General features: G+C 63.3%; 31 protein-coding genes. 30 read left to right on the top strand and 1 reads right to left on the bottom strand.

What is annotated here, in order from left to right:
* The 27 genes from QZ281_RS14015 to QZ281_RS13885 all read left to right on the top strand — a co-directional run.
* Positions 1-760 (top strand): helicase-related protein (locus tag QZ281_RS14015; RefSeq protein ID WP_292229371.1); only part of this gene is annotated, 760 nt, incomplete at its 5' end.
* Positions 760-1,353, top strand: coding sequence for a hypothetical protein (locus QZ281_RS14010; protein ID WP_292229369.1), 594 nt, complete (start codon positions 760-762; stop codon positions 1,351-1,353). The genes QZ281_RS14015 and QZ281_RS14010, both read left to right, overlap by 1 nt.
* Positions 1,350-1,727: a hypothetical protein gene (locus QZ281_RS14005; RefSeq protein WP_292229367.1), complete on the top strand. Its 378-nt coding sequence runs from the start codon at positions 1,350-1,352 to the stop codon at positions 1,725-1,727. The genes QZ281_RS14010 and QZ281_RS14005 overlap by 4 nt, the downstream gene beginning before the upstream one ends.
* Complete coding sequence (locus QZ281_RS14000; protein ID WP_292229365.1) at positions 1,724-1,894, top strand: hypothetical protein; 171 nt, start codon at positions 1,724-1,726, stop codon at positions 1,892-1,894. The genes QZ281_RS14005 and QZ281_RS14000 overlap by 4 nt, the downstream gene beginning before the upstream one ends.
* A gap of 128 nt (positions 1,895-2,022) precedes the next feature.
* Entirely contained in the window at positions 2,023-2,196 is a 174-nt protein-coding gene (locus QZ281_RS13995) for a hypothetical protein (RefSeq protein ID WP_292229363.1), read from the top strand.
* Positions 2,193-2,345 carry a hypothetical protein gene (locus tag QZ281_RS13990; protein ID WP_292229361.1) on the top strand — a complete coding sequence of 51 codons (153 nt, stop codon included), beginning with the start codon at positions 2,193-2,195 and terminating at the stop codon, positions 2,343-2,345. Before QZ281_RS13995 ends, QZ281_RS13990 begins: the two co-directional genes overlap by 4 nt.
* Positions 2,342-2,551 carry a hypothetical protein gene (locus tag QZ281_RS13985; protein WP_292229359.1) on the top strand — a complete coding sequence of 70 codons (210 nt, stop codon included), beginning with the start codon at positions 2,342-2,344 and terminating at the stop codon, positions 2,549-2,551. Before QZ281_RS13990 ends, QZ281_RS13985 begins: the two co-directional genes overlap by 4 nt.
* Positions 2,548-2,895 carry an SLOG family protein gene (locus tag QZ281_RS13980; RefSeq protein ID WP_292229357.1) on the top strand — a complete coding sequence of 116 codons (348 nt, stop codon included), beginning with the start codon at positions 2,548-2,550 and terminating at the stop codon, positions 2,893-2,895. The genes QZ281_RS13985 and QZ281_RS13980 overlap by 4 nt, the downstream gene beginning before the upstream one ends.
* Positions 2,892-5,321: a bifunctional DNA primase/polymerase gene (locus tag QZ281_RS13975; protein WP_292229356.1), complete on the top strand. Its 2,430-nt coding sequence runs from the start codon at positions 2,892-2,894 to the stop codon at positions 5,319-5,321. Before QZ281_RS13980 ends, QZ281_RS13975 begins: the two co-directional genes overlap by 4 nt.
* A gap of 594 nt (positions 5,322-5,915) precedes the next feature.
* Positions 5,916-6,221, top strand: coding sequence for a hypothetical protein (locus QZ281_RS13970; RefSeq protein WP_292229354.1), 306 nt, complete (start codon positions 5,916-5,918; stop codon positions 6,219-6,221).
* Positions 6,221-6,748 carry a hypothetical protein gene (locus QZ281_RS13965; protein ID WP_292229352.1) on the top strand — a complete coding sequence of 176 codons (528 nt, stop codon included), beginning with the start codon at positions 6,221-6,223 and terminating at the stop codon, positions 6,746-6,748. Before QZ281_RS13970 ends, QZ281_RS13965 begins: the two co-directional genes overlap by 1 nt.
* A 219-nt stretch (positions 6,749-6,967) precedes the next feature.
* Positions 6,968-7,210 (top strand): hypothetical protein, encoded by a 243-nt coding sequence (locus tag QZ281_RS13960; RefSeq protein WP_292229350.1) that lies wholly within the window; start codon positions 6,968-6,970, stop codon positions 7,208-7,210.
* On the top strand, positions 7,210-7,344 hold the full coding sequence (locus QZ281_RS13955) for a hypothetical protein (protein ID WP_292229349.1): 135 nt from the start codon (positions 7,210-7,212) through the stop codon (positions 7,342-7,344). The genes QZ281_RS13960 and QZ281_RS13955 overlap by 1 nt, the downstream gene beginning before the upstream one ends.
* Before the next feature lie 267 nt (positions 7,345-7,611).
* A complete protein-coding gene (locus QZ281_RS13950) occupies positions 7,612-7,845 on the top strand; it encodes a hypothetical protein (RefSeq protein WP_292229347.1) in 234 nt (77 codons plus the stop codon).
* Positions 7,842-8,744, top strand: a complete 903-nt coding sequence (locus tag QZ281_RS13945) for a glycoside hydrolase family 19 protein (protein WP_292229345.1) — start codon at positions 7,842-7,844, stop codon at positions 8,742-8,744. Before QZ281_RS13950 ends, QZ281_RS13945 begins: the two co-directional genes overlap by 4 nt.
* A 205-nt stretch (positions 8,745-8,949) precedes the next feature.
* Positions 8,950-9,246 (top strand): hypothetical protein, encoded by a 297-nt coding sequence (locus tag QZ281_RS13940; protein ID WP_292229343.1) that lies wholly within the window; start codon positions 8,950-8,952, stop codon positions 9,244-9,246.
* Positions 9,247-9,378: 132 nt separating this feature from the next.
* A complete protein-coding gene (locus QZ281_RS13935; protein ID WP_292229341.1) occupies positions 9,379-10,569 on the top strand; it encodes a hypothetical protein in 1,191 nt (396 codons plus the stop codon).
* On the top strand, positions 10,566-10,997 hold the full coding sequence (locus tag QZ281_RS13930) for a hypothetical protein (RefSeq protein ID WP_292229340.1): 432 nt from the start codon (positions 10,566-10,568) through the stop codon (positions 10,995-10,997). The genes QZ281_RS13935 and QZ281_RS13930 overlap by 4 nt, the downstream gene beginning before the upstream one ends.
* 45 nt (positions 10,998-11,042) lie before the next feature.
* Entirely contained in the window at positions 11,043-11,333 is a 291-nt protein-coding gene (locus QZ281_RS13925; protein ID WP_292229338.1) for a hypothetical protein, read from the top strand.
* Between the two features lie 2 nt (positions 11,334-11,335).
* A complete protein-coding gene (locus tag QZ281_RS13920) occupies positions 11,336-12,784 on the top strand; it encodes an SGNH/GDSL hydrolase family protein (protein ID WP_292229336.1) in 1,449 nt (482 codons plus the stop codon).
* 155 nt (positions 12,785-12,939) lie between these two features.
* Complete coding sequence (locus QZ281_RS13915) at positions 12,940-14,484, top strand: hypothetical protein (RefSeq protein WP_292229334.1); 1,545 nt, start codon at positions 12,940-12,942, stop codon at positions 14,482-14,484.
* Positions 14,481-14,906, top strand: coding sequence for a hypothetical protein (locus QZ281_RS13910; RefSeq protein ID WP_292229332.1), 426 nt, complete (start codon positions 14,481-14,483; stop codon positions 14,904-14,906). Before QZ281_RS13915 ends, QZ281_RS13910 begins: the two co-directional genes overlap by 4 nt.
* A gap of 288 nt (positions 14,907-15,194) precedes the next feature.
* Positions 15,195-16,736 carry a portal protein gene (locus QZ281_RS13905; protein ID WP_292229330.1) on the top strand — a complete coding sequence of 514 codons (1,542 nt, stop codon included), beginning with the start codon at positions 15,195-15,197 and terminating at the stop codon, positions 16,734-16,736.
* A gap of 365 nt (positions 16,737-17,101) precedes the next feature.
* On the top strand, positions 17,102-17,695 hold the full coding sequence (locus QZ281_RS13900; protein WP_292229328.1) for a hypothetical protein: 594 nt from the start codon (positions 17,102-17,104) through the stop codon (positions 17,693-17,695).
* 13 nt (positions 17,696-17,708) lie between these two features.
* A complete protein-coding gene (locus tag QZ281_RS13895) occupies positions 17,709-18,722 on the top strand; it encodes a major capsid protein (protein WP_292229327.1) in 1,014 nt (337 codons plus the stop codon).
* 13 nt (positions 18,723-18,735) lie between these two features.
* Positions 18,736-19,170, top strand: a complete 435-nt coding sequence (locus tag QZ281_RS13890) for a Bbp16 family capsid cement protein (RefSeq protein ID WP_292229325.1) — start codon at positions 18,736-18,738, stop codon at positions 19,168-19,170.
* 11 nt (positions 19,171-19,181) lie between these two features.
* Positions 19,182-19,511 (top strand): hypothetical protein, encoded by a 330-nt coding sequence (locus tag QZ281_RS13885; protein WP_292229323.1) that lies wholly within the window; start codon positions 19,182-19,184, stop codon positions 19,509-19,511.
* 191 nt (positions 19,512-19,702) lie between these two features.
* Here the strand turns inward: QZ281_RS13885 and QZ281_RS13880 are convergent, their stop codons facing one another.
* The gene (locus QZ281_RS13880) at positions 19,703-19,939 is read right to left on the bottom strand and encodes a hypothetical protein (RefSeq protein ID WP_292229321.1); all 237 of its coding nucleotides are present in this window, start codon (positions 19,937-19,939) and stop codon (positions 19,703-19,705) included.
* 110 nt (positions 19,940-20,049) lie between these two features.
* Here QZ281_RS13880 and QZ281_RS13875 point away from each other — a divergent pair, with 110 nt between their 5' ends.
* From QZ281_RS13875 to QZ281_RS13865, 3 genes are read left to right on the top strand one after another with little or no spacing between them, the layout of a single operon-like run.
* Entirely contained in the window at positions 20,050-20,661 is a 612-nt protein-coding gene (locus tag QZ281_RS13875) for a hypothetical protein (protein WP_292229319.1), read from the top strand.
* Positions 20,661-22,760 (top strand): hypothetical protein, encoded by a 2,100-nt coding sequence (locus QZ281_RS13870; RefSeq protein WP_292229317.1) that lies wholly within the window; start codon positions 20,661-20,663, stop codon positions 22,758-22,760. Before QZ281_RS13875 ends, QZ281_RS13870 begins: the two co-directional genes overlap by 1 nt.
* Positions 22,760-23,242, top strand: a complete 483-nt coding sequence (locus QZ281_RS13865) for a hypothetical protein (protein WP_292229315.1) — start codon at positions 22,760-22,762, stop codon at positions 23,240-23,242. The genes QZ281_RS13870 and QZ281_RS13865 overlap by 1 nt, the downstream gene beginning before the upstream one ends.

Here is a 23,242-nt window from a genome sequence, read left to right as displayed (position 1 = left end):
CTTCAAGGCCGGTCGGCTGCGTTGCCTCAGCAATTGTAACGTCCTGACGACAGGTTTCGATGCTCCAGCCACCGACCTGATCGCCCTGCTTCGCCCCACCCTGTCGCCGGGCCTCTATGTCCAGATGATGGGGCGCGGCACCCGCAAGGCCGAGGGCAAGGACGACTGCCTGGTGCTGGACTTCACTGGCACAGCGCGGCGTCTCGGCCCCGTTGACACGATCACCATCGACCGACGGCCCGGCAAGAAAGGTGCGCCTGACGCGGCGAAAGTCTCCGACATCCGCGCCAAGGAATGCCCGAACTGCAAGACGCTGGCCGCCCTCAACGCACGCACCTGCATCGTTTGCGGCCATGAGTGGTCAATGGATCGTGCGCGTCATGAGGCTGAGGCCGATGACGTGGCCATCCTGTCGCGCGACCTGAAGAAACAGGCGCCGGAGGAGATCGCCGTCGTGACGTGGACGGCGCGTCGTCACCAGAAACAGGGATCGAAGGACAGTTTGCGCGTCACCTATGCGGCGGGGCTGATGTCCTACCAGGAATGGGTGCTGTTCGAACACGGCGGGCCCGGCAGATACCGGGCGGAAGCCTGGTGGAAACGCCACGGCGGCGCCCTGCCCGTGCCTGAGTGCGTCGAAGAGGCGCTGAACCGATGGGCAGAGTTGGTCCAGCCGACCCACGTTCAAGTCCGCAAAAACGGCAAGTGGTTTGATCTCGTGGGCAGAAGATTTGCTCATGATGAAAGCGAGGCTGCGTGATGCGTAAATGCACAGAATGCGGAAAGGAAAAGCAGTCTTCTGATTTTGGAAAGCATAAGCTCGGCCAAAACGGACTGCGCCCTAAGTGTAAGGTATGCACAAGACTTTATGACGCATCCTATCGCTCAGCGAACAAAGATCGCGCAAAGAAATATCGAGAACAGCACCGCGAAGAAGCTCGTACTTACTATCAGAAATGGAAAGACGAGAACGCAGATCGACTTCGCGAGCGCTCGACCATCTACGTGACGAATCGCAGAAAAATAGATCCCGAGTACGCTTTAGTCGCACGACTGAGACGGCGCATTCGCTCAGCTCTGTCTCATGCAAACCGATCAAATCGATTCTGGGATCTGACCGGATGCTCGAGACAGCAGTTGTTCTCCCACATCGAAAATCAGTTCAGCGACGGTATGTCGTGGAGCAACAGCAGCCTCTGGCATGTCGATCACATCATGCCTTGCGCGGCATTTGATCTGACCGACCCGGCGCAGCAACGCCGATGCTTCCATTACACCAATCTGCAGCCGCTCTGGGCGCGAGATAATCTCGCGAAGGGCGCCCGTATTCCTCATGAGGAGCAAGCAGCATGACCCGCGAAGAGAGACTCGAAAACGAAAACCAGACCCTGCGTGACAAGCTGGCGCAGTTCACCGGCACAGTTGCCGAGCGTGATCGTTTGCGCGGCGCCCTGAACCTGTCCGAGCAGATGGCAGGCATTTTGACGCTGCTGTTCAAGCGCCCCTACGCCGTGCCGAAGGACACCATCTACACGCAGGTGTTCGAACGGCCTGACGGCAGCGGCCCCACGCCGAAGATCGTTCATGTGCAGATCTGCAAGCTGCGTGGTCGTCTGGCCATGTCCCGGATGCCGGGCGACATCACCTGCGCTTACGGAACCAGCGCCTACAGCCTGACGCCCGACCTGCGCGAGCGGTTGAGCGCCATCGTAGGAGGGGCCGCATGATCCCGTTCAACGCGACCGTGCAAAGCGGCTTTCAGAACCGTGACAAGGCCTTCGTTCATTGGGTCAAGCCCGACAACGGGCCGCCCGTGCAGGTCAAACATTACGAGGCGCTGCCCGAGGGCAAGCGCGTCCGGCTGGAAGCTGGAAAGATCGAGGGGGTGCAGTGATGTGCGACTTCAAACCGGGCGATGATTTGGTGTGTGTTGGGATGCCGCCCGAATATGCGCACCTGACGCCGCGAGGGATTAGGCAACTCAGAATAGGGGCGATCTATCGGGCTGAGGCGGTGTCCTTCATGTGCGGGATCGCCGTCGTCAGGCTGGCGGGGTTCCACAACCTGCCCAGCGTGGACGGCTTCTACGCGGCCTGCCAGTTCCGCAAGGTCCAGCGCCGCGACCTGAGCGCATGGCTGGAAACCGCCACCGACTTTGAAGAGCCGCGCCGCGCCCCACAAAAGGAGCCAGCATGACCCGCGTCCGATTCATCTATCGCAACGGCGGGTTCTGGTTCCGCTCCACCGACACTGACATCGGGTCGCGCGGTCCGGTCGTTCGCCATTATCAGTCAGGGCCCTTCGCGACGCTTGAGGCGGCCTGGGCTGCGAGGTTCGAGACATGACCCCCTACATGACACGCGACGACGTTCGCCGCGCGGGCGCCATCGCGGGCCAGCACCTCGACAGCATCGGCAAGGGTTCTGCGTTCGACAAAATCACGCCCGACGAGTGGCTGACTACCTGCCTGATCATCGTCAACGAGGCGAACAAGGCGGCGGGTGACCGGATCGTCGCTGCGCTGACCGTGCCGCTCGGGGGTGAGGGGTGAGGGTCCTGATTTGTGGCGGTCGCGACTACAGCGACGAACGCTCCTTCTCCCTGCAGATGTCGGCCATAAACGAGCAGTATGGGCCGTTTACGTGCGTGATCCACGGAGCGGCGTCCGGTGCAGACGCTTTTGCGGCACGGTATGCAGCGCGCGAGCTGATTCCCGTGGAATCGTATCCAGCCGACTGGCGCAAGCATGGTCGTGCTGCCGGTCCGATCCGCAACGAGCAGATGTTGCGTGAGGGTCGTCCTGATCTGGTCGTCGCCTTTCCAGGCGGACGCGGAACGGCGAACATGGTCGCGTTGGCGCGCGGCTCTGGTGTGAGGGTGATTGAACCTGCATGACCCCCTTCGCCTCAGCCCACGAGCAGCTTGTCGCTCTCGGCTTTAACCCAATACCGCTGATCGCCTACGACTACACGCCCCACAATGGCCGGGGAAAATGTCCGGGCACGTACCGATCCGGCGCCTGGCAGGGGATGTCGAAATGGCAACGATTCCGCGACGAAACACTGTCAGGCATCGAACTGAAAGTCGCCCTCGCCGCGCCCGGCGCAAACATCGGCATCGTCTGCGGCTCTCAGGTCGGCAAGGACCTGCACGTCGTCGTGCTGGACTTCGACGCGACCGATCCTGACGCCCTCACCTCCCTGCTGGCGGTCGCTCCGGCCTCGCCCATGGTCAAGCGCGGCCAGAAAGGCGAGAGCCGGTTCTATCTGGCGCCGAAGACGCGGAAGACGGCGCAGTATGACGGACCAGATGGTCGCCTGCTCGATGTCCTGACCGGCTTCGACACGCGCCAGACCGTTTGTCCGCCGTCGATCCACCCCGACACGCGCCAGCCCTACAGTTGGACGCGCGGTCCGGTCGCCGCCAAGGAGCTTCCGGTTCTCACTGACGAGGACATGGAGGCGCTGGAAGAGGCGCTGGAGCAATGCGGGTGGTCGCGTGAACGCACGTCGTCCGTCACAAACAGGCCGCGCAAGGCCGCGCCGCCTGATATCGACCCCGACGACATCTGGTCAGAGACGAAGACGGCGGCTCTGGACAACCTGTCGGCATGGGTTCCAGCACTGGACCTCTACGGCTGTCGTTCGGCGCGCGGCGGATACGAGGCGGTCGCGACGTGGCGCGCGTCATGTACCGGTCGGCCGATCCCAGAGCGCAAGCTGAACCTGTCGATCCAGCGCGACGGCATCAAGGACTTCGGCACCAACCACACCTACAGCGCCATCGATCTTGTGATGGCGGCGCTCGACGTGGAAGAGCCCGCTGCAACGGACTGGTTGCGTGAGCGGCTGGGGCTGAAGGAAGACGGGGTGGTGATTGATCTGGGCCTCGGTTTAACCGAGGTCCAGCAGGGTATCAGCGACGACGATCTGCCCGAGCCGCTGCGCCCTAAGCAAGCTTCGGCCTCGCTGGCGCCCAAATCGTCCATTTCGCCACCTTTTGAGCCCCAAAAGCCCGCCGATGCTGGATTCGAGGGCGGCGCCGAACTCGAAAACACTCGAAAGGGCGTTTCGAGTGCAGACCACGAGCTGCCCGACCACTTGACCCGCGTCCCCGGCCTTGTGGGCGCGCTAACAGACTGGATCTCGGACTCTGCCCGCAAGCCGCAGCGGGGCGGGGCCCTGCTGGCTGCCCTGGAGCTGATCGGCACCGCTGCCGGTCGCAAGTTCGCCGGGCCGACCCTGACCGGCACCCATCTGTACGGCCTGTTTCTGGCGCCGTCGGGAGCTGCGAAGGATCATCCGTTGAAGTGCGTGGGGCGGGTGCTTCACGCCTGCAGCATGGGGCACCACTACGGTCCGGGCGGATTCATGTCCCTGTCCGCCGTCATCAGCCGCCTGACCCGTCAGCCGCTGACCCTGACCTGCATTGACGAGTTCGGGTCGTTCCTTGGCAGGATCAATGGGCGCAAGGCATCGACGCACGAGCGGGCCATTACCGGCATCCTGCGGTCGGCATGGGGATCCAGCTTCGACACCATGGCGATGCCGGAGTGGGCGGGACGCGTGGGAGAGCCGGTCCATAGCCCGGCGTTGAGCCTGTACGGCGTGTCCACGCACGAGGAGTTCTTCGAGAACCTGGAGGGCGGCGACGTGTTCAACGGCTTCCTGAACCGCTTCCTTATCATTCCGACCTTGTTGCGGGTCGAGGAGCGCGAGCCGCTGGCGGACAAGATGGAGGTTCCGGCCTCGATCACCGAGGGGATGACGGCGATCTATAACTCCGGCAATCCCCTCACCCGCGCCACCAGCCACAGCATGTCAGCCGATGCGCCCATGATCATCGTTCCATGGCAGGACGGCGCCGGAGGCCATGCCCACAAGGCCTATATGGCCCTGTCGGAGCGCATCGGACGCATGGACCACGATCAGGTGTTCTTCACCCGCACGGCCGAGATGGCGCAGCGCCTGGCGGTCATTCGCGCCATCGGCATCAATCCGGCCAATCCCGTCGTCACGCTGGAGGACATGGATTGGGGCGCCGATCTGGCCATGTGGTCGGCCCAGCAGGTGTTGTCGATGGCGGGCAGCTACATGGCCGAGACGCAGCATCAGGGCGAGGCGCAGCGCATCATGCGTGTTCTGCGCGGCCGGAGCTGGATGGCCTATCGCGACATCGCCCAGGCCCTCAAGAACCGCATGCGCTCCAAAGACCTCAAGGAGATGCTGGACGGCCTTGTCGATGGGGGCGATCTGGAGCGAGAGGACCGTCAGCCGCCATCAGGCGGGCATAAGGTGAAGTGGTACAGGGTGGCGGTGTAGGGCCACTTCATACGGACGCATGCAGAGGGGGCTGGATGAGAATCCGGCCCCTTTTTCGTTGTTCGTCCACCCCAGTTCACCCCTCCCACCCGCTTACCAAACACTTAATGCAAGTGGGATTTTGTCATCCCCACTCGACCATCCCACTCGACCTGAACAGGTCAAAAACGGGGCAAGCGGGATTCGAGTGGGATGGTTAAAATCCCACTCGGTTCCTTATATATATCAATACTTTATACCCCAATTATCGAGCGAGTGGGATGTGGGGGGGGTATCGTAGATACATATCGTTTATCAATATGGAGACATATACATAGGGGGTCATCCCCTCTCGCTCGGTTTTCGACCCCTTTTCGGCCCTATCGTTAGCCGCGCCTTAAGCATCGTCACGCATAACGACAGGGTGTTGGCGCACCTCATTTCGGACCGGCCCTCTCTGCGGGGACCGAAGAAGTGCAGCAGGACGTCGCCTCACACTCCGAACAGCCAGTCATCGGCATGGGCCGGGCAGCATGGCGTGACGCACGTGCTGTAACCGCGCCGACCATCGTTCACAGTCGCGCCGACATAGCCGCCCTGCTTCGGTCGCATCGCATGGCCCAGGCTATGACCTGCGAAGACCTCGATGCTCATGCGGGGTGGTCGGATCGGTACACCTCAAAGCTGGAGCATGGCGACAAGCCGTCTGGAAAGGCGGGCTTCGTCATCACCCCCTGCTCGTCCGATGATCCCGACAACTCGACCGCCGCCTTCTCCGGCCGCATCTCGATCTCGATGATGGGCGACGTATGGCTTGAGAGCCTCGGCCTCGCCCTCGTCCTCATGCCGGTTCAACAGGCCCAGGACATCGGAGCTGTACCCGCCCCTCGTCGCGCTGAACTGCACAAGGACGCCGCCTGATGTCCACTGGCGACCACGGCCTGTATGATCGCGACGGCGCCATGATCCGCAAGGGCCGTGTAAGCCCCGCTCTGCGCACCGCGATCACGCTCATCGTTCATGAGGGCCTGACAGTTGCGGATGCCGCCAAACGCACAGGCTACAAGACCGAAAGCTTAGCCAAAGCCCTAATCAAGCCGCACGTCAAAGCGTTCAGGGCCGATGTCAAGCGCGCGTGGTTGGCCTCTGAAACAGAGCAGGCTTGGCTCACGGCGGCCGATCTGCAGCGCCGAGGCATGTCTGAGGATGTGCGCCTCAAGGCCGCCAAGGTCTTCATCGACGCGGACAAGGACGCCCGTGCAGCCATGCCCGAGCAGGCCCGTCAGCTCGTCCAGATCATCACGAAAGAGGTGCATTTGGGAGGGCAACCGACAAACAATCGGTTGCCGGGTGTCATCGAAGCCGAACCATATCAGCCACTTAGCCTTCCATCGTCAGACTCTGAGCGAGTCAGACGGGCTGATTTCGAGGACGATGACGATGAATGACGCCCCTAGTGCCGTCGGTAAATGGGCGTCTGACGGAGAACGCTCGTTTGCCAAGCCCCGCCTGCCAGCCGCCGTCCGATCCGGCCGAAATCCCAGCCAGGTCGAGGACGCCGGGGGTGGGGGTAAATCGCCGGTCCGGTCTGAACCGTGGGGTATCCGACACGGAATTTTCGAGTCCAGAACCCTTTCTGAGAATTTTTCGCAACTGGAGAAACTGCCATGATTGCCGAGTCCACGATCCGCGAAGCCCTGACCGAGCCGGAGAAGACAGGGCTGCTGTTGCAGGCGTGTGCTGATGCTGTCGGTGAGCACACACCTGAAGAATTCAAGATACGCAGCGTTCACAGCTACGACACGCGCAACCACCACATCACCCGCGCCGTCATCCAGACCATCATCGACCGCACCGACAGTCCGAGGACGGTTGAGGAGTTGGAGCGCATTATGGCGGGAGTGGTGTGATGCGAAGGTCATTTGCTGCCTCAATCGCGGGCCTTCTTGCGGGCGATGTGACCGGAAGCTTTGGCGTGGCGGTGATGGTGTTCCTTGCGGTCTTCGCCGCCATCGGCTCGGCCCGAAAGGCGCCGGAAACCTAATGCCCCCGACCGTCCGCCGTAGCATCCCAGCACCCCTGCCCGTTCGCTCCGACGACATGCAGCGCATGGCCCGCATGGTCAAGCAGGTTGAAGCGATGCTTCAGCCCGCCCCCCAGCCGGAGCCTCCTGCCGAGGAACCGGAGGAATGATCCCGTGCGTTGAGCGTGACGGTGCTGGCGGGCGCTATGCGCGGATGACACGCGCGAACCAGACCCTGGCGACTGAGACAATTGTAGGTCGAGAGATCGATACGCGCTGGGTGTGTTCGTGAACCTCGAACCCCAGCACTTCATCACGCTCGCCCTGGCAGGGATCGCCGCTGTGACATGGCTTGTCAGGCTGGAGGGCCGTGTGAATGCGCTGAAGGCCAAGGAGGCGGGCCACGACGCCACGCGCGACGAGGTGATCCGCCTGCAGGAGCAGGTGAAGTTCCTGACTGCATCCATTCAAGAGTTGGCGAGCGCGCTACGCCCTAGCCAACGCCGGAGGGCGCCGGAGTGACCCGCGACCACGCAACCCTATTCGCCTTCCTCCGTAACGCGCCGTTCGGCGGCAGGCTGACGAAGGATCAGGTTCAAGGCGTCGAACGCCTGATTGCAGCCTGGGACGAACACGGCGTCGATGACGACCGACAGTTGGCCTACCTGCTGGCGACGGACTTCCGCGAAACGGGCGGCAGGATGCAGCCGGTGCGCGAGACATTCGCCACGAGCGGCGCGCAGGCCATCCGCCGTCTCGACGCGGCCTATGCCTCTGGCGCGCTGAAGGTTTCGAAGCCCTACTGGCGCGACGGATGGTTCGGGCGCGGCGACGTGCAGGTCACCCATAAACAAAACTATCACCGAATGAGCACGGCCCTTGGACTGGACCTGATCGCCAACCCCGGACTGTTGCTGGACCCTGAGATCAGCGCCCGGTCTATCGTTGTTGGGATGCGTCAGGGCCTGTTCGCTCCGGGCCACGATCTGGACCGCTATTTCAATGCCACGACCGAAGACCCCGAGGGCGCCCGCCGTATCGTCAACGGCACGGACAAGGCCTCGCTGATCGCTGGCTATTACCGCAACTTCCTCGACTCGCTGATCGCGGCGCGGAAGGAGGCGGCGAAGGTTGTGCTTTCTGGAAACGGTCGCGCCGCTGCTGAGGTGACCAAGCTGCCCGTTCCGTCCGCCATCGTTGAGGCCGCCAAGCCTGACGGTGCGGACCTGAAGACGGACAAGACGGCCATCGGCGGCGTGCTGGCTGGACTGGGTGGAATCGGCGGCGCGGCTGCTGTCCTCAAGCCTGTGCTGGAAGGTGTCACCAACCCCTGGGCGCTCGCCGCCTTTGTCGTCGTGCTGCTGGCTGCTGGCCTGGTTCTGACCGGACGGCGGCAGCTGAAGGTGGGAGGTGGGGTTTGATGACCGAAGAAGACGTCCGCCGCATTTTTCGCGAAGAGCTAGAACGCGTCTTTTCTGTCCGTCGCGAAAACGTGGCGCTTCAGGCTGGACCCAACTATCTGACCCAGCCACCTCCCATGCCGCGCTACGATTTCCAGAGGCCTTACTATCCTGGAGGCCCATGGCCTGTAACCTGTGGCCAAGGCGTTTCGGCGGATCCGCTCTCGTGACCGCGCTCCTCGACCACGCCAAGTTCATCATCGGCGCCATCGCGGTCATCACCCTGTTGGTCGTGCTGTTCCGCACCTTCGGAACCAAGGGCCTGCTTTCCGGCATCGCGGCAATCGCCTTGCTGTTCATCTACAGAAAGGGCCGCTCAGACGGCTCGACCACCATCATCGAAAAGGAACGAGCCGATGCGGACCATGCGGTTCGACGGGCGGATGTTGCACGCGTTGACGCTGCCGTCCGTGATTCTGATCCTGAGCGCCTGCGCCAGTCGGACGGGTTCCGTCGCGACTGAGCCTGAGCGCGGCGCAGACACCTACTGCCGGATCGCCAAGCCAATCTCATGGTCATCGCGCGACACTGACCAGACGATACGGGAGGTGAAATCCCACAATGCGACGGGCGTAGCCCTTTGCGGGTGGCCTACATGAGCTTGTCGTTCAAGCCGGACGCGACGCCCCGCGCCGAACTGCTGCACTATTGCGAGAGCGACAGCCAGCGAGCCGTCATTCAGGCGCTGATCGACACGGACGGAAACGTCTCAGCGGCCGCACGGAAGCTTGGACAACGCCGTGGCGGGTTTCAGCAGACGGTCGCGCGCGTAAAGGCGCTGGCCACGGTGCAGGGTTATGCGCCCGACTACGACCTGAACCACGCCATCCCCTCGCCCATGGTCGCCAAGGGGCATTCGACCCTGTACGGCGCGGATGGCGAGGTGAAGCTGCAATGGGTCAAGACCAAACTGGACGACGACCGGCGCCTTGAGCTGATCCGTGAGGCCATCGCGGCGATGACGGACGATGTTCCGCGCGCGCCACCCCTGCCCGCCCCCGGCGCCACAGCGGACCACCTGTGCAATCTCTACACCCTGACCGACAGTCATGTTGGGATGCTGGCCTGGCGCAAGGAGGGCGGCGCAGATTGGGATCTCAACATCGCAGAGCAGACCCTGACCGGCTGCTTTGAGCAGATGGTCCTGTCCTCTCCCGCCGCGACGACCTGCGTCGTCAACCAGTTGGGCGACTGGCTGCATAGTGATGGCCTTCTACCGGTAACGCCGACCTCGGGCCACGTGTTGGATCAGGACGGTCGGTTCTCCAAGATGGTCGGCGCGGCGATCCGCATCCTGCGCCGGGTGATCGACATGGCGTTGGCCAAGCACCAGACGGTGTTCGTCGTCATGGCGGAGGGCAATCACGATCTGGCCTCATCGGTTTGGCTGCGCCTCATGTTCGCCGCCCTGTACGAGAGCGAGCCCCGCGTGAAGGTGATCGACTCGGAGTTGCCCTACTATGTCCACCTGCATGGTGAGGTCATGTTGGCCTTCCACCACGGACATCTGAAAAAGAACGAAGCCCTGCCCCTGTTGTTCGCGGCGCAATACCCGCGCGAGTGGGGCGCGACGACCAAGAGGTACGCCCATTGCGGCCACCGGCACCATGAAGAGGTGAAGGAGCATTCCGGCATGAAGGTGGTCCAGCATTCGACCCTGGCGGCCAGAGATGCCTACGCGGCGCGCGGCGGGTGGATGAGCGAGCGGCAGGCGACCGCCTACACCTATCATGCGCGATGGGGGCAGGTCGGCAGCGTTACGGTGACGCCGGAGATGCTGGTGTGACGACGATTGCTTATCGGGATGGCGTGCTGGCGGCTGACACGCGTATGACCCTGCATGATCAGATCGAAGGCCGTCAGGTGAAGGTCGTCAAGCGGGGCCGGGTGCTTGCCGCCGCCTCTGGAACGGCAGCCATGTGCCGGGACTTTCGCTCCTGGGTTTCGGCTGGTTGCATTGGCGCTCCGCCTCCAACGCCTAGCGCCAACAATCCCGATCTGTCCTACTGGGGCTTCATCGCCACGCCTGACGCCTGTTTTCTCATCAATGATGCTGGTCTGATACGTTTGGATGTTCCGTACTATGCGATGGGCTCCGGGGGTGAGTTCGCGGCTGGAGCCATGGCCGTAGGAGCGACCGCTGAGGAGGCGGTTCGCGCCGCCATGACGCTGGACTGCAAGTCTGGCGGAGACGTTGTCTCCGTCCGCCACTAACCCGTGCGTTGAGGTCATCAGCCGCTATCCGCCTACTCGCCTCAAATGGCGCTCCCTGATTTCAACATCACGTTTGTTGCTGAGAACGCATCTCCGCGCCCGGACTACCGCGTGCTGCTGGTGGATCCGGACGCATCCCCGCGCCCGGATTTCACCTATGCCGAAGTCATCGGCGTACGCCTGCCTGATTTCCGCGTGGTGGCTGTAGGGGCGAATGAGCGACCGGATTTCAGGCTCGCCCCTGCGACGGGTGTGGTGGAGATCATCGACGGCATCCTCATGCTCGACGGCCAGCCCATCGGGCTGAACGACGACCTGCTCGTACTGGAGAACTGATCATGGCTTTCACCGGCGCCGATGTCGTCAACGTCAAAGCCCCCGGCGATAAGGCCTTGGCCTTGGCTGACGGCCTGAAGGATCTTCCCTTCCATCGCTGGGCCAAGCGCTTCTCCGGCTTGCAGGCACTGCCGCCCGTCATGGCGTCTCCGCCAACCATGAACATGAGCGCGGTGGGCGGGGCCAGCACCATCCCGACGCCGAACACCATCAGCAAGGATAGCCTGCTGATCTCTCGGTCTGGCACCTGGACTCAGTACAGCGGCGACACTGCGTTCAACGCTCCAGAGCGTGCAGGCGCCCATATCAGCTTCAAGCTGACGGGCCGCCGGTTCGATATTCGCGGTGCCCGAGTGTCGGGCTCCACGCGCGGTTTCTCGATCCTGGTCGATGGAGAGCTGGTGACTAAAACGCCATGGGATCAGTTCCTGCCGGGCCTGACCAATAAGGCCAGTAGCGCGACGGCTCGCCATCGGTTTCTATGCGATTTCGGCGCGAACCTCGTCTCGTTTCGCTGTGGTCGCGCCAACATCGGCACTCCGTCCGGATCGGGCTACGTCGTCGGCGACGTGCTGACTTTGACGGGCGGGACGTTCACCTCGCCTGCTCAGGTGCGGGTCGGAGCGGTCAACGGCTCGGGAGCGATAATCAGCCTCGCCGTCACCGATTCCGGCGCCTACAGCGTGGTGCCTAACAACACGGTCGCGGTGACAGGTGGGTCGGGAACAGGGGCTGTGCTGCTGGTCTATTGGAACCGCGTCAACACCACCAAGAAGACCCGGCGCATCGACATCATCGCCGACTACGGCACGATGCTGGGTGAGATAAACGTGGACGCGGACGCCTCGGTCACTCCCGCTGAACTGACTGGCGCGAAGCTGCTGTTCGCTGGCGACAGCATCACCGAGTACCAGCTGGCCGATTACGCCGGCGGCATCTGGGCGCAACAGGTCGCATGGAAGTTGGGGGCCTGGGATCGGTCAGTACCGTTTGGCACTTCAGGTCGGGGCTGGTTGGCCACGACGCCGTTCTCACTGGATGTTGCGGCCATAATCGCCGAAGCGCCCGACATGCTGGTGATCGCGCTCGGTACGAACGATGCTAGCAACGAAGTCAACCTTGCAAGCCTGACCGCTGAGGTGACGGCGAGGCTCGCCGAGCTTCTCGAGGCGCTGCCCTATCTTCGCATTGTCGTCGTCGGCCCGTTTGTCGATGCCACCGGAACCTACACGTCTGCCATCGCTGCCGGTGTTGCTGCTGTGGCGTCGGCCGATCAGGCTCGGGTCCGGTTCGTCGACTTCCACGCGCTCGGGATTTATGCCGCCGGGTCGGATTTCTCAGCCTCTTACGGCACGGCTTCTGATGTTCACCCTTCGCAGGACGGGCACGACGTCATCGCCAACGGCCTCGCCTTGCCGGTCGCTCAGGCCTTCCTGTCTATGGCTGCGTGATAGCCACCCCCACACCCTCACATCATCTGAGCCCCCCGTGCGTTGAGGCGTAACCGGGCCTCGCCTCTCTTTGGCGCATGGCCCGTAAAGCCCCGCCAGCACCTCCGAAAGAGCCGATAGTCTTTGAACCCGATGGGAAAATTCTCACGGCGTTCATGCACTCATCGGGTGATTTCGACATCATCCAGGGGCCGATTGGCTCGGGCAAGACGGACGCCGCGATCATGCGGCTGTTCATGCACTGTAGCGCCCAGCCGCCACAGCGTGATCGTCGCCGTCGAAGCCGGTGGGCCATTGTCCGCTCGACCTTCCCTGAGCTGAAGACGACCACGATTCCGTCATTCTGCAACCTGTTCCCCGAGGGGAAGGAGGCGGACGGCGGGTTCGGAGAAATGAGCTGGTCGCCGCCGTTCACCTACCACATGAGCTATGGCGACATCGAAGCCGAGTTCATCTTCCTGGCGCTGGACAAGGAAGACGATGTGAAGAAGCTGCGCTCGCTGCAGCTTACTGGCATCTATTTCAACGAGCTTCAGTACATCAGCCTACTGCTGGTTTCAGAGGGGCTTTCGCGCTGCGGACGTTATCCGTCGGTCAAGAACGGCGGCTGCAACTGGTCTGGCGGCATCGCGGACATGAACGCGCCGGAGAGCCTGCATTGGGCGCCGATCATGTTCGGCAAGGCCCCCGTCCCCGACCACTTCACGCCTGACGATGTACAGAAGCACAAGAGGCCGCCCGGCTGGAACCTGTTCGTTCAGCCCCCCGCGCTGCTGGTGCTGGATGACGATCTGCGGGCGCACGGCCTTGAACCATTAAATCCGGGCGACGAGGTTGAGTATTGTGTCAATCCGAACGCCGAGAACCTGCGCTGGCTGAGGCCTGACTATTATCCGAAGAAGATTCACGGCGTGACGCGCCAGTGGATCGACGCGAACTGCCGCAACATCGCCGCCTCGATCATGCGCGGCAAGGCCGTGCACCCACTGTTCCGCGCATCGACGGAGCGTAACAGCCACGTCGCGTCCTCGTCTCTGAAATATCAGCCGGACCTGGACCTGTACGTCGGTCTTGACTTCGGCCTGACGCCTGCCGCCGTCTTCGGCCAGACGGTGCGGGGCCGCATCTTCGCGCTGGCGGAACTGTACGCCGAGGACGTGGGAGCCGTGACTTTCGCCCCCTTCGTCAAGGCCGAGTTGCTGCGTCGTTTTCCTGATGTCGACCCGGCCCGCGTTAAGTTCTTTGGTGACCCTGGCGGCGACATTCGAGGACAGGCCGAGGAGAAGACGGCCTTCGACATCTTCCGACAGCACGGAATGCCTGTGCGCCGCGCGCCCGGCGCCAACCGATTTGCCGGCAAGGGTGGTCGGAAAGAGGTGATCGACAACATCCTGACCCGTCAGGTTGATGGGTATCAGGCATTCCTGATCGACCCCAACTGCCGGATGCTGGAACAGGGCCTCGGTGGCGGCTATCAGTTCAAGGTCACCAACACCTCTGCAGGTCAGTTCGTCTCCGGCGATATCGTCAAGAACGCCTACAGCCACCCCTGCGAGGCCCTCGGCTACATGGTGCTGGGCATGGGCGAGGGCGGCAACCTGCTGTTCGGTGCGGGACGGAACACGGCCGCCGTCCAGACCAAGGTGCATGCCCGCGTGTTCGACCGTGGCCGTAAGTCCGTGTTTCGGTCGCGGTCATGATTGATCGCGAGATCGCTCCGATTGGCGAATGGTATGTCGCCTTCTATGACGGCGAGCAGCCGCATTGGTGGTGGCGCCTGTGTCGTCCAGGCTTTCGGCATGTCGTCGCCTTTGCGTACGACGCGGAGCAGTCCGTCTGGCTGCTGTATGATGTAACGCTGAAGCAGACCCACCTTCGCGCCCTGTCTTCGGCGCAGATGGACGCCTGGGTTGATGCCCTGCCTGCCAGCCGCACCCTGCTGGCTTTCAAGGTGCGAGACGCCAGCCGCCCCGCCTTCCGTTTCGGCTTCTGGTGCACGCCCGCTGTGGCGCACCTCGTAGGCGTCAGAACCCGTGCGTTGAGGCCTCAAGCCCTATGCCGTGACTTGCTCGCTCAAGGTGCGCGTCCTGCGTTTGAGAGCCAGCCGAATGAGAAGCCCTAAACCGCAGCAAGAAGATCCCGCCGTTGTCGAGGCGCGCGAGCGTGAGCAGCGGCGCGCTGAAGTCGCACGCACCGAAGAAACGCAGGCCTATCTGACGGGCGCCACGACCCGCCGCATCCGTCGTTTCGGGAAGGTATCTTCGGGCGGATCGGTCCCGATCTTTGGTGGTGGCTCAACCCCATCACAGTCCACCGGCTCTTCTGGAGGTGGAGGATCTGGCGGCGCGCAGTTTGGGGGTGGACGTGGCGGCGGCGGTGGACTTACCCGTCCAGACTTGGTCCTCTACTGATGGATGACGCCAAGAAGGTTCTGGCGCGCGTTACACTGGCCCGGCAGGACCGCGCCCGCCATCAGGTGTGGATTGACGAGACGCTGCGCCTGGCCCTTCCGACCTATCGGCGGATTGCGGACGCTCAATCCCGAAGCACCAACTCATCGAACGCCGCGCAGAAGATCGAGGAGCAGGACGATCAGTTCGACAATACGCTGGAGATCGTAGCTGAGGATTTCGCCTCTGACATGATCTCGACCTTCACCCCCCGTCATGAGCGCTGGGTGATGTTTGAACCTGCCGAGAGCCTGAGCGAGGGGCAGCGCCGCGAGATCGCGCCGCAACTCAAGGCGATTGGCGACACGATATTCGCTGAGATTGAGCGGTCGAACTATTGGGACGCAGCCCAGGAATGCTTCGCATTCTGGGGCGTATCAGCCATGGCGCTGGCAGTCAGCGACATGGGAGCGCTTAATCCCCTGCACTTCCAGCCCATCGAGATACCCGACCTATTGATGGAGCGGGGGCCCGATGGCAGCGTGACCGGCAAATGGCGGGAGATGTCTCTGACGCCTGCCGAGCAGCACATGCTCTGGGGAGTGGCGCTTCCGTCTGAGTTCCCTATGCCGACCAGCAACCAGGCGAACCGCAAGCAGGCCGTCGTCGAGGGCTGCGACCGCGACTACAGCACGCCCGGCGTCGAGCGCTGGAACTATCGCATCATGGTCGGCAACAAGCAGCGGTTTCACAAGGTGTTCGAGGGCGCCGGATCATGCGCGGTCATCGCCTGCAGGTTTCGTCAACAGGCCGACAGCGCATGGGGGCCGGGTCCGTTCAAGAAAGCAACGCCGCGCGCGCGGGTTCTGGACGAGCTTGGCTATTTGAATCTCAAGGGTCTGGGCAACAGCATTGACGCGCCGTTCTCCTATGAAGAGGACGGACTGGCCAACTTCGAAGGCGGCATAGAGGCGGGCAAGGCCTACGCCCGCGCGCCGGGATCGAAACCGCCCGAGCCCTTCATGCCGGAAGCGCGCTTCGACGCCTCGTTCTTCAAAGAGGACGAGATGCGCAAGGAGATCAAGCGCGCCGCCTATCAGGATCGTCCCGAGCAGCCCGGCGATACACCGCCGACGCTGGGCCAGTGGATGGACGAGAAGGCCTGGAACACGCGGCGCAAGGAACTGCCCCGTGACCGCTGCGTCCGTGAATGGGTGTTGCCGATCATCGAGCGCGTGGCCTGGATTCTGGCGCAGCGCGGCGTCCTGCCGGAGGTCAAGCTGAAGGGCGGTCAGGTCGTGAACGTGCGTCCGATCAGTCCGTTGTCCAAGGCGAAGGATCTGGAGGACATGAACCTGACGGGGCAGGTCCTGGCTATGGCATCCAACATCGGCGCCGCGCTGCAGGTCGGTGTCCAGATCGACGCAACCGCGACAATGGAAAACCTGATCGCCACGGCGAAGGAGCGGCACATCGTCATGAAGTCGCCAGAGCAGATCGCGCAGGAAGCTGCCATGGCGGCTGCGGCACAGGGAGGGATGCCAGATGGTGCAACAGCCTAAGCGAACCTTTGCATCGTTACGCGCTCAACCGTCGAAATCCATCGCTGGCGATGTTGACGAAAAGATCGAGCAAACAGCGCGTCGCCTGTTCAGCGGACATGATGGCCTGAGGGTGATGGGCTGGCTTCTGGAGCGCGCCAACGCCGTCACCCCTCTGAATTCCAGCAACGAAACGCTGCGGGAGGCCGAGGGCGCACGACGCTTCATGAACGGTGTTCTGAGGTCCATAGCGCCAGAATGACCGTGCGTTGAGGGCATGGGTCGCGCGCCGCAACGTCGCGACCATGACGGACGCAACCGCCCCTGTAGAACCCACCCCGGCGCCAGCGCCGACGACCGCAGTTCCGGTCGCACCAGCCGCTGTGATGGCCGCTCCTGAGCCTGCGGCCCCGGCCCGCCCCGACGCTCTGCCTGATGCGTTCTGGGATGAGGCGACGGGCATCAAGCCGGAAGCCTATTCGCGCCTCGCTGAGCTGGAAGCTGCGGACGCCGCACGTCGTGCAGGCGTTCCCGAGAGTCCCGACAAATACACCCTGACCCTAGCCGAGCCCATCGTCGGTCTGGACGGGAAGCCTGTCGAGTTCGACGCCGCCGATCCGTTGGCGGCCGCCATGCTGCCGGTGATGCACAAGCTGGGCATGCCGCAGGAGGCCGTGTCCGAAATTCTGGGCGTCTATGCCGCCCAAGAGATCGCCGCCGCCCAGGCGCAGAACGATTTCATCGCGGCTGAGCAGGCCAAGCTAGGTTCGTCCCATGCGGCCCGCACCGCCGCCATTCACTCCGCTGTCACAGCCGCCATCGGCGCACCGGGCGCTGACGCTCTGCGCCGAAACATGGGCGACGCAGAGGGCGTGATCGCCCTGGAACAGCTCGTCTCAAAACTGTCCGGCCCAGCGCTTTCGGCCGCCCCCCAACCCGCCCCGGCCTTGCCGGATCTAGCGACCCGTCTCTACGGCTGAGGATCACTGACACATGGCCACCATCGGCAACTCCTATCTGAATCTGATCGACACGCTGCGGACCACGCCAGAGGGCGCGGTGCTGGAAGTGCTGTCGCAGACCAACCCGGTTCTAGATGACGCCTGGGTCATTCCCTGCAACAACGGCAACAAGCACCGCCATTCGATCCGCACCGGCCTGCCCTCGGTTTCGTGGGGCGCGCTTTACCAGGGCGTGCCGCAGTCCAAGGGCCACACCCAGTCGGTCGAGGATACAACCGGCTGGATCGAGCAGATGTCTGCCGTTGACGAGCGCATGCTCGACATCGAGGCGGCCAAGGTTAATCAGCTTCGCCTGAACGAAGCCTCTGGCGTGCTGGAGGCCATGTCGCAGGAGGCCGCGACCGGCATCTTCTACCACGACACCGCCACCACGCCTGAGAAGTTCAAGGGTCTGGGAGCGCGCTATAACTCGCTGGCGAACAAGAACGTCGTCAATGCTGGCGGGACCGGATCGAACAACACCTCGATCTGGGCTGTGACCTGGGGTGACCGCTTCACGTCGCTGATCCATCCTGCCGATGCGCCGGGCGGCCTGCAGCGCAAAGACAACGGCCGCCAACGCGTCACGGACGCGGCGGGCAACCCCTACTATGTGCTGGAGGAAACCTTTCGCTGGCACCTGGGCCTGTCGGTCGGTGACTGGCGCTATAACTCCCGCGTCGCCAACATCGATGTCGCCGCTATGCAGGCGGGCAATGTCGACCTCTACAAGTTCCTGCGCTCAGCCTACTACAAGCTGCAGTCCCGCCGCGTTGCGCGCCCCGGCGCCAATCTGCCGGACGGCGAGGCCGCGCCGCGTCAGGCCATCTACTGCAACCGCGATGTGCTTGAGGCCCTGGAGGCCCTGGCGCAGAACAAGGGCGCATCGGACAACTTCGTCCGCCTGACCCCGATGGAAATCGCCGGTCAGGAGGTGATGACCTATCGCGGCATCCCGATCCGCGAAACCGACGCCCTGCTGAACACCGAAGCCGCTGTGGCCTAAGGAGCGCATCACCATGATCTTCGACAAGACCCTTCAGTATTCAGCGGCGCAGGCGGTCACAGCGACCGCCGCGTCCACCAATGTGATCGACCATCTGGCGGCTGGCATTCCCTACGGTTCGTCTGTTCCCCTGACGCGCGATCTGGGCGTTGGCCCAGAAGTGCCGCTGCTGGTCCAGGTCGTGGAGGCCTTTGCTGGCGCCACGACTGTTCAGGTCAGCTATCAGACCAGCGATGCGGAAAACTTCGGCTCGGGCGTCGACACCGTCGTGTCGTCCGGCGCGGTTCCGGTTGCCGACCTGAAGCCCGGCTTCCAGTTCGCCATCGATCAGATCCCGTACAAGGCGCGCAAACGCTACTCGCGCCTGAACTTCACCGTCGCTGGCGCGGGTACGGCGGGCAAGATCACGGCAGGCATCGTCGCTGCCGTCCAGAAGAATCCGCTGTAGGGGGCGCGCACATGGCACGATATCAAGCCCTCGCCCGTCTGGCGCTGAAGGACGGCCTGATCGAAACCGGTCAGGAGTTCGAATCCGACGCCATCCCCGGCACCTTCTGGCATCCGCTGGACAAGGCCGCTGAGGCTGCTGTCGCCAAGCGCGACAAGGCCGTAACCAAGCCTGCGCCCGCTGCCGGTCCCGACCCTCGCGTGGCCGAACTGGAGGCCGCGCTGAAGGAAGCGGGCGAACTGGCAGAGCTTCGTGATGCGGAGAACGCTGAACTGAAGACCAGTCTGGAAGCCGTCACCGCTGAGCGTGACGCGCTGAAGGAAGCGGGCTCCAAGAAGTAATCCCTACCCTACCCTCCTGGAACTGGCCCCGTTTCGGCGGGGCCTTTTTCGTTTCTACGGCCTTGCATCCCAAGCCAGACCGACTCATAATTCGTCCAGCTCCGACCGTAATTCGATCTGTCGATCGATCCTCAGATGCACCTGAGGTCTGTGCATGGATAGCGGTCGGGGTTCACGCCGGGGGCGTTTTGCTACGCCAGATCAATCTGCACGACGGGCTTCACGGCCTTGCACCTGGCGCAGAACAGGCGCCGCTCGATGGCGCTCATATGAATGTCGCCGTATCCTTTTCGGATCAGCTCATGCGCTGAGAAGCTGGTTTCGTGGGTGCAGGTCGCCGAAGAGCACATGATCTTGAGCCGGGCGCCTTGCCGGGCCAGTCCGCGAGGCGTCTGGGGCATATGATAGTCAGGCTTAAGCGCGGCCATGCGTAGGTAATCCGGTCTGCGCCACCGACCTGCACGCTCCATACCCCCGCCTCGCACTTACGCCAAGGCCCGTGCGTTGAGGACTTCCCTGCGCCGCTCAATCTGGCGCAATGCCCGCCTATGCCGCACCTATCGAGGTCATTCAGGCCGCACTGCACCGCATCGGTGAGGAGGAGTTGCCGTCGCTGGACGGCGACGACAGCGCCGCGCGTGTGGCGAACAGCAACTATGAGGGCATCGTCCGCGCCGCCTTCACGCGTCATGCCTGGACCTTCGCCAAGCAGACCCTGCCGGTAACCTATCAGTCAGCAGTCGAATTGGGTCCGTATCGCCACGCCTGGGTCGCGCCGTCCGAGGTCATCAATATCCAGTATCTGATGTATCGGGGGCAGCGCCTGCGATCTGGTGACTATGCCATCGAGAGCGGTCGCATCCTGACGCGGGATCGCTACGAGGGCGCCACGTTACAGGTCGTCGCCAACGTGCGCGCGCATGAGTCTGTCTGGCCGGGCGACCTGTCCGAGGCCATCGTCACGCGTCTGCAGGCCCTGTTCCTTGAGGCGTTGTGTGACAAGCCACAAGACGCACGGCTGAAGGAACGAGACGCCGACCAGAAGATGCGTGACGCCATTCTGCGCGACAAGCGGCAGGAGCCGGGCGTCGATGTTCTGACCTCGGCTCCGCTGGCAGAAGCGTGGCGGCGTCGTCGTGGACGTTGCTGATGGCGCGCCGTTTTCCATTCATCACCAGCATGGCGGCCGGTGAGCTTGCCGAGGAATACCTGCTGCGCACCGACCTGCAGGTTCGCAATGAGGGTGCGCGCCGGTTTCGCAATGCCCTGAACATGGCTGGAGGCGGCTTCAAGCGCCGCTGGGGGACCGCCGATGTCGCCGGTCTGAACGGCGTATCGCGTTTGGAAACCTACGGCATCGGACGCAGCGATGCGCGTCTGCTGGTGTTTGGCGATGGTCGGTTCGAAGTGCGCGGTCTGGATGGCGCCGTGCAGCAGGTAATTGCTACTGCTGTGCCATGGCGTGAGGCTGACCTGTTCACGATGCAGATCGCCATCGAGGACGGAAAGGTCGTCGTTGCGGCGCGGTCGTTCCAACCGCAGATACTGACCCTGACCGGCTCGACCTGGGCTATTGCGCCGCTGGCCTTCGCTGATGGGCTGAATGGTTCGCGGCTCCAACCCTATTGGCGCTACGCCGCGCGCGGGATCAGCCTGTCGCCGTCGGGCTACAGTGGCGCGATCAATCTGGCGACAAGTGCAGACTTCTTCCTGCCGAGCCATGTCGGAACGCGCATTCGGTACACGGGCGTGGAGATCCAGATCGCGGGCGTCAGCAGCCCGACAGCGGCGACCGGCAACGTCATCGGTGCCCTCTACCCAACCGTAACCGTGACCCTGGCGTCGTCTGACGGCTTCATTATCGGGCAGCAGGTCAAGGGCGAGGATACGCAGATCAACGGCGTTGTGTCGGCTGTGCCAAGCGCCACCACACTTCAGATCCAGATGATCGACGGGTTCACCCTGTTCGACGCGACTGAGGCGTTGGTTGGACCCACGGCCCGCTCCAAGATGAGCGCGGTAACCAACTTCGCCACGCCAGCGCCAACCGTGGATTGGGATGAGGCTCTGATCGGTGGCGCGCGTGGCTATCCCGGATCGACCGCGCTGCACCGCAATCGTCTGATGCTGGGTGATTTCGACGCCGCGCAAAATGTCATGGCCGCCAGCGCGACCGGAGACATCGAGGACTTCAGCACCGGCACCGGCCTTGAGACTGACGCCATCATCGAGCGCGTGGGTCGAGAAACGAGCCTTGGACTGCGTCACTTCGGATCGACTGAGCAGCTTCTACTCTTCACCGAAGCGGGGGTCTATTACGTGCCGGAGCAGGTCGCTGCCCCCCTGTCACCCACCAACTTCGAACTGCTGAAGATCGGCCCCGAGTCCGCCGCCTCGCCGCAACCGCTGCTGGTCAGCGAGGGCATGATGTTCATCGAGCGCGACAGCGGCCGCACCATGATCTGCCTGCCGACCGGCAACGTGCGTCGCTCGTGGGAGATTGCCGACCTGTCGGAATTGGCCTTCCACCTGATGGGAACGCCGATTGAGCTTGAGCTGCTGGCGGCGGGCACAGAGAGTGACCGTCTGGTTCCGGTATTGCGCGATGACGGACAGATGGCCGTGCTGACCTATCGCCGCAGCGCGCAGTTCTCAGCCTGGAGCCTGTGGCACACGGCGGGATCTTGGAGATCGCTGGTCGTCGCGGACGGGCAGTTGTTCGTTGTGGCCGAGCGCGTCGTCGACGGTGTTCGCAAGTTCCGCCTGGAGCGTTTCGACGAGACGGCGTGGGCTGACGGCATGGTGGCTCTGCCCGACCTCAACACGCCTGTTCCGCTCTATGCCGGCCACACCATCGGCGTCTGGTCTGGCCCGTCCAAGCTGGGCGAGTTTGAGGTCGGACCTGACGGACGCCTGATCGGCGTAGATGACAGCTTCGGCGCCGTGCGTGTGGGCCTGGACTTCCCCCTGATTGTCGAGGGTGTGCCACCTATCGATCAGCAGATGGGGCTGCGACCCAATTACAAGATCACGCGTGTCGATGTCGATGTCATAGAATCCGTCGGCTTCAAGGGCAACGGGCGCGATCCGTCCGGCTGGTCAGGCGTGATTGGCGGCGAGGTGACGCCTACGACGGGCGTGCGTCGTTTCCGTCCGCTGGGCCGCGCAAAATACCCAACCTTCACGATTGAGCAGCACGTCGGCGGCCCGCTGGAGGTGCGGACTATCACCATGGAAGTGACAAGCTGATGGGCGATGCAGCGCCAGGCCTCTCGGCCGCAACCCAGATCATGAGCGGTCGCGCCCAGGCCAAGGCCCTAAAGACTGAAGGCGTCATGCTGGAGGCACAGGCCAAGGGCGTGGACCTGCAGGCGCTTCAGAGCAGCGAGCGCCGCCGCGAGGAGCTGAACGCCAACATGGCCGCCTTCATGGCCAGTCGCGCCGCGCGCGGCCTGTCTCTGGATAGTCCAAGCGGCATCGCCATTGAGAAGGAGCTGGCACGTCAGGCCGTCCGTGATGAGAATGTGGAACGGGTCGGTTTCACCAATCAGTCTGGCGCCCTGCGCATGAGCGCGAAGGCCAAGCGCCGCGCCGGATCGACCGCAAACATCATGGGCTATGTCGGCGCCGGAACAACCCTGGCCGACGGCGTGTCGAACGCCGTGTCGGCAGGGCTGGGCGGAAGCAAGGCGCCGAACCGCGCCCTGCCCAACAGCGCGTTCAAGTGGTGA

The sequence above is a fragment of the Brevundimonas sp. genome, assembly GCF_018608325.1.
Classification (GTDB): Bacteria; Pseudomonadota; Alphaproteobacteria; order Caulobacterales; family Caulobacteraceae; genus Brevundimonas.
Note: the sequence above shows the minus strand (reverse complement) of the source record. Positions and strands in the feature narration are given on the sequence as shown.

Coding starts and splice junctions, on each gene's coding strand:
- QZ281_RS13880 (WP_292229321.1), bottom strand. CDS start 19,939: ATGGCCGCGCTTAAGCCTGACTATCATATGCCCCAGACGCCTCGCGGA.
- QZ281_RS13965 (WP_292229352.1), top strand. CDS start 6,221: ATGTCCACTGGCGACCACGGCCTGTATGATCGCGACGGCGCCATGATC.
- QZ281_RS13970 (WP_292229354.1), top strand. CDS start 5,916: ATGGCCCAGGCTATGACCTGCGAAGACCTCGATGCTCATGCGGGGTGG.
- QZ281_RS13895 (WP_292229327.1), top strand. CDS start 17,709: ATGGCCACCATCGGCAACTCCTATCTGAATCTGATCGACACGCTGCGG.
- QZ281_RS13910 (WP_292229332.1), top strand. CDS start 14,481: ATGATTGATCGCGAGATCGCTCCGATTGGCGAATGGTATGTCGCCTTC.
- QZ281_RS13905 (WP_292229330.1), top strand. CDS start 15,195: ATGGATGACGCCAAGAAGGTTCTGGCGCGCGTTACACTGGCCCGGCAG.
- QZ281_RS14000 (WP_292229365.1), top strand. CDS start 1,724: ATGATCCCGTTCAACGCGACCGTGCAAAGCGGCTTTCAGAACCGTGAC.
- QZ281_RS13900 (WP_292229328.1), top strand. CDS start 17,102: ATGGCCGCTCCTGAGCCTGCGGCCCCGGCCCGCCCCGACGCTCTGCCT.
- QZ281_RS13870 (WP_292229317.1), top strand. CDS start 20,661: ATGGCGCGCCGTTTTCCATTCATCACCAGCATGGCGGCCGGTGAGCTT.
- QZ281_RS13985 (WP_292229359.1), top strand. CDS start 2,342: ATGACCCCCTACATGACACGCGACGACGTTCGCCGCGCGGGCGCCATC.
- QZ281_RS13920 (WP_292229336.1), top strand. CDS start 11,336: ATGGCTTTCACCGGCGCCGATGTCGTCAACGTCAAAGCCCCCGGCGAT.
- QZ281_RS13955 (WP_292229349.1), top strand. CDS start 7,210: ATGCGAAGGTCATTTGCTGCCTCAATCGCGGGCCTTCTTGCGGGCGAT.
- QZ281_RS13890 (WP_292229325.1), top strand. CDS start 18,736: ATGATCTTCGACAAGACCCTTCAGTATTCAGCGGCGCAGGCGGTCACA.
- QZ281_RS13925 (WP_292229338.1), top strand. CDS start 11,043: ATGGCGCTCCCTGATTTCAACATCACGTTTGTTGCTGAGAACGCATCT.
- QZ281_RS13935 (WP_292229341.1), top strand. CDS start 9,379: ATGAGCTTGTCGTTCAAGCCGGACGCGACGCCCCGCGCCGAACTGCTG.
- QZ281_RS13865 (WP_292229315.1), top strand. CDS start 22,760: ATGGGCGATGCAGCGCCAGGCCTCTCGGCCGCAACCCAGATCATGAGC.
- QZ281_RS13975 (WP_292229356.1), top strand. CDS start 2,892: ATGACCCCCTTCGCCTCAGCCCACGAGCAGCTTGTCGCTCTCGGCTTT.
- QZ281_RS14010 (WP_292229369.1), top strand. CDS start 760: ATGCGTAAATGCACAGAATGCGGAAAGGAAAAGCAGTCTTCTGATTTT.
- QZ281_RS13875 (WP_292229319.1), top strand. CDS start 20,050: ATGCCCGCCTATGCCGCACCTATCGAGGTCATTCAGGCCGCACTGCAC.
- QZ281_RS13995 (WP_292229363.1), top strand. CDS start 2,023: ATGTGCGGGATCGCCGTCGTCAGGCTGGCGGGGTTCCACAACCTGCCC.
- QZ281_RS13990 (WP_292229361.1), top strand. CDS start 2,193: ATGACCCGCGTCCGATTCATCTATCGCAACGGCGGGTTCTGGTTCCGC.
- QZ281_RS13885 (WP_292229323.1), top strand. CDS start 19,182: ATGGCACGATATCAAGCCCTCGCCCGTCTGGCGCTGAAGGACGGCCTG.
- QZ281_RS13960 (WP_292229350.1), top strand. CDS start 6,968: ATGATTGCCGAGTCCACGATCCGCGAAGCCCTGACCGAGCCGGAGAAG.
- QZ281_RS14005 (WP_292229367.1), top strand. CDS start 1,350: ATGACCCGCGAAGAGAGACTCGAAAACGAAAACCAGACCCTGCGTGAC.
- QZ281_RS13915 (WP_292229334.1), top strand. CDS start 12,940: ATGCACTCATCGGGTGATTTCGACATCATCCAGGGGCCGATTGGCTCG.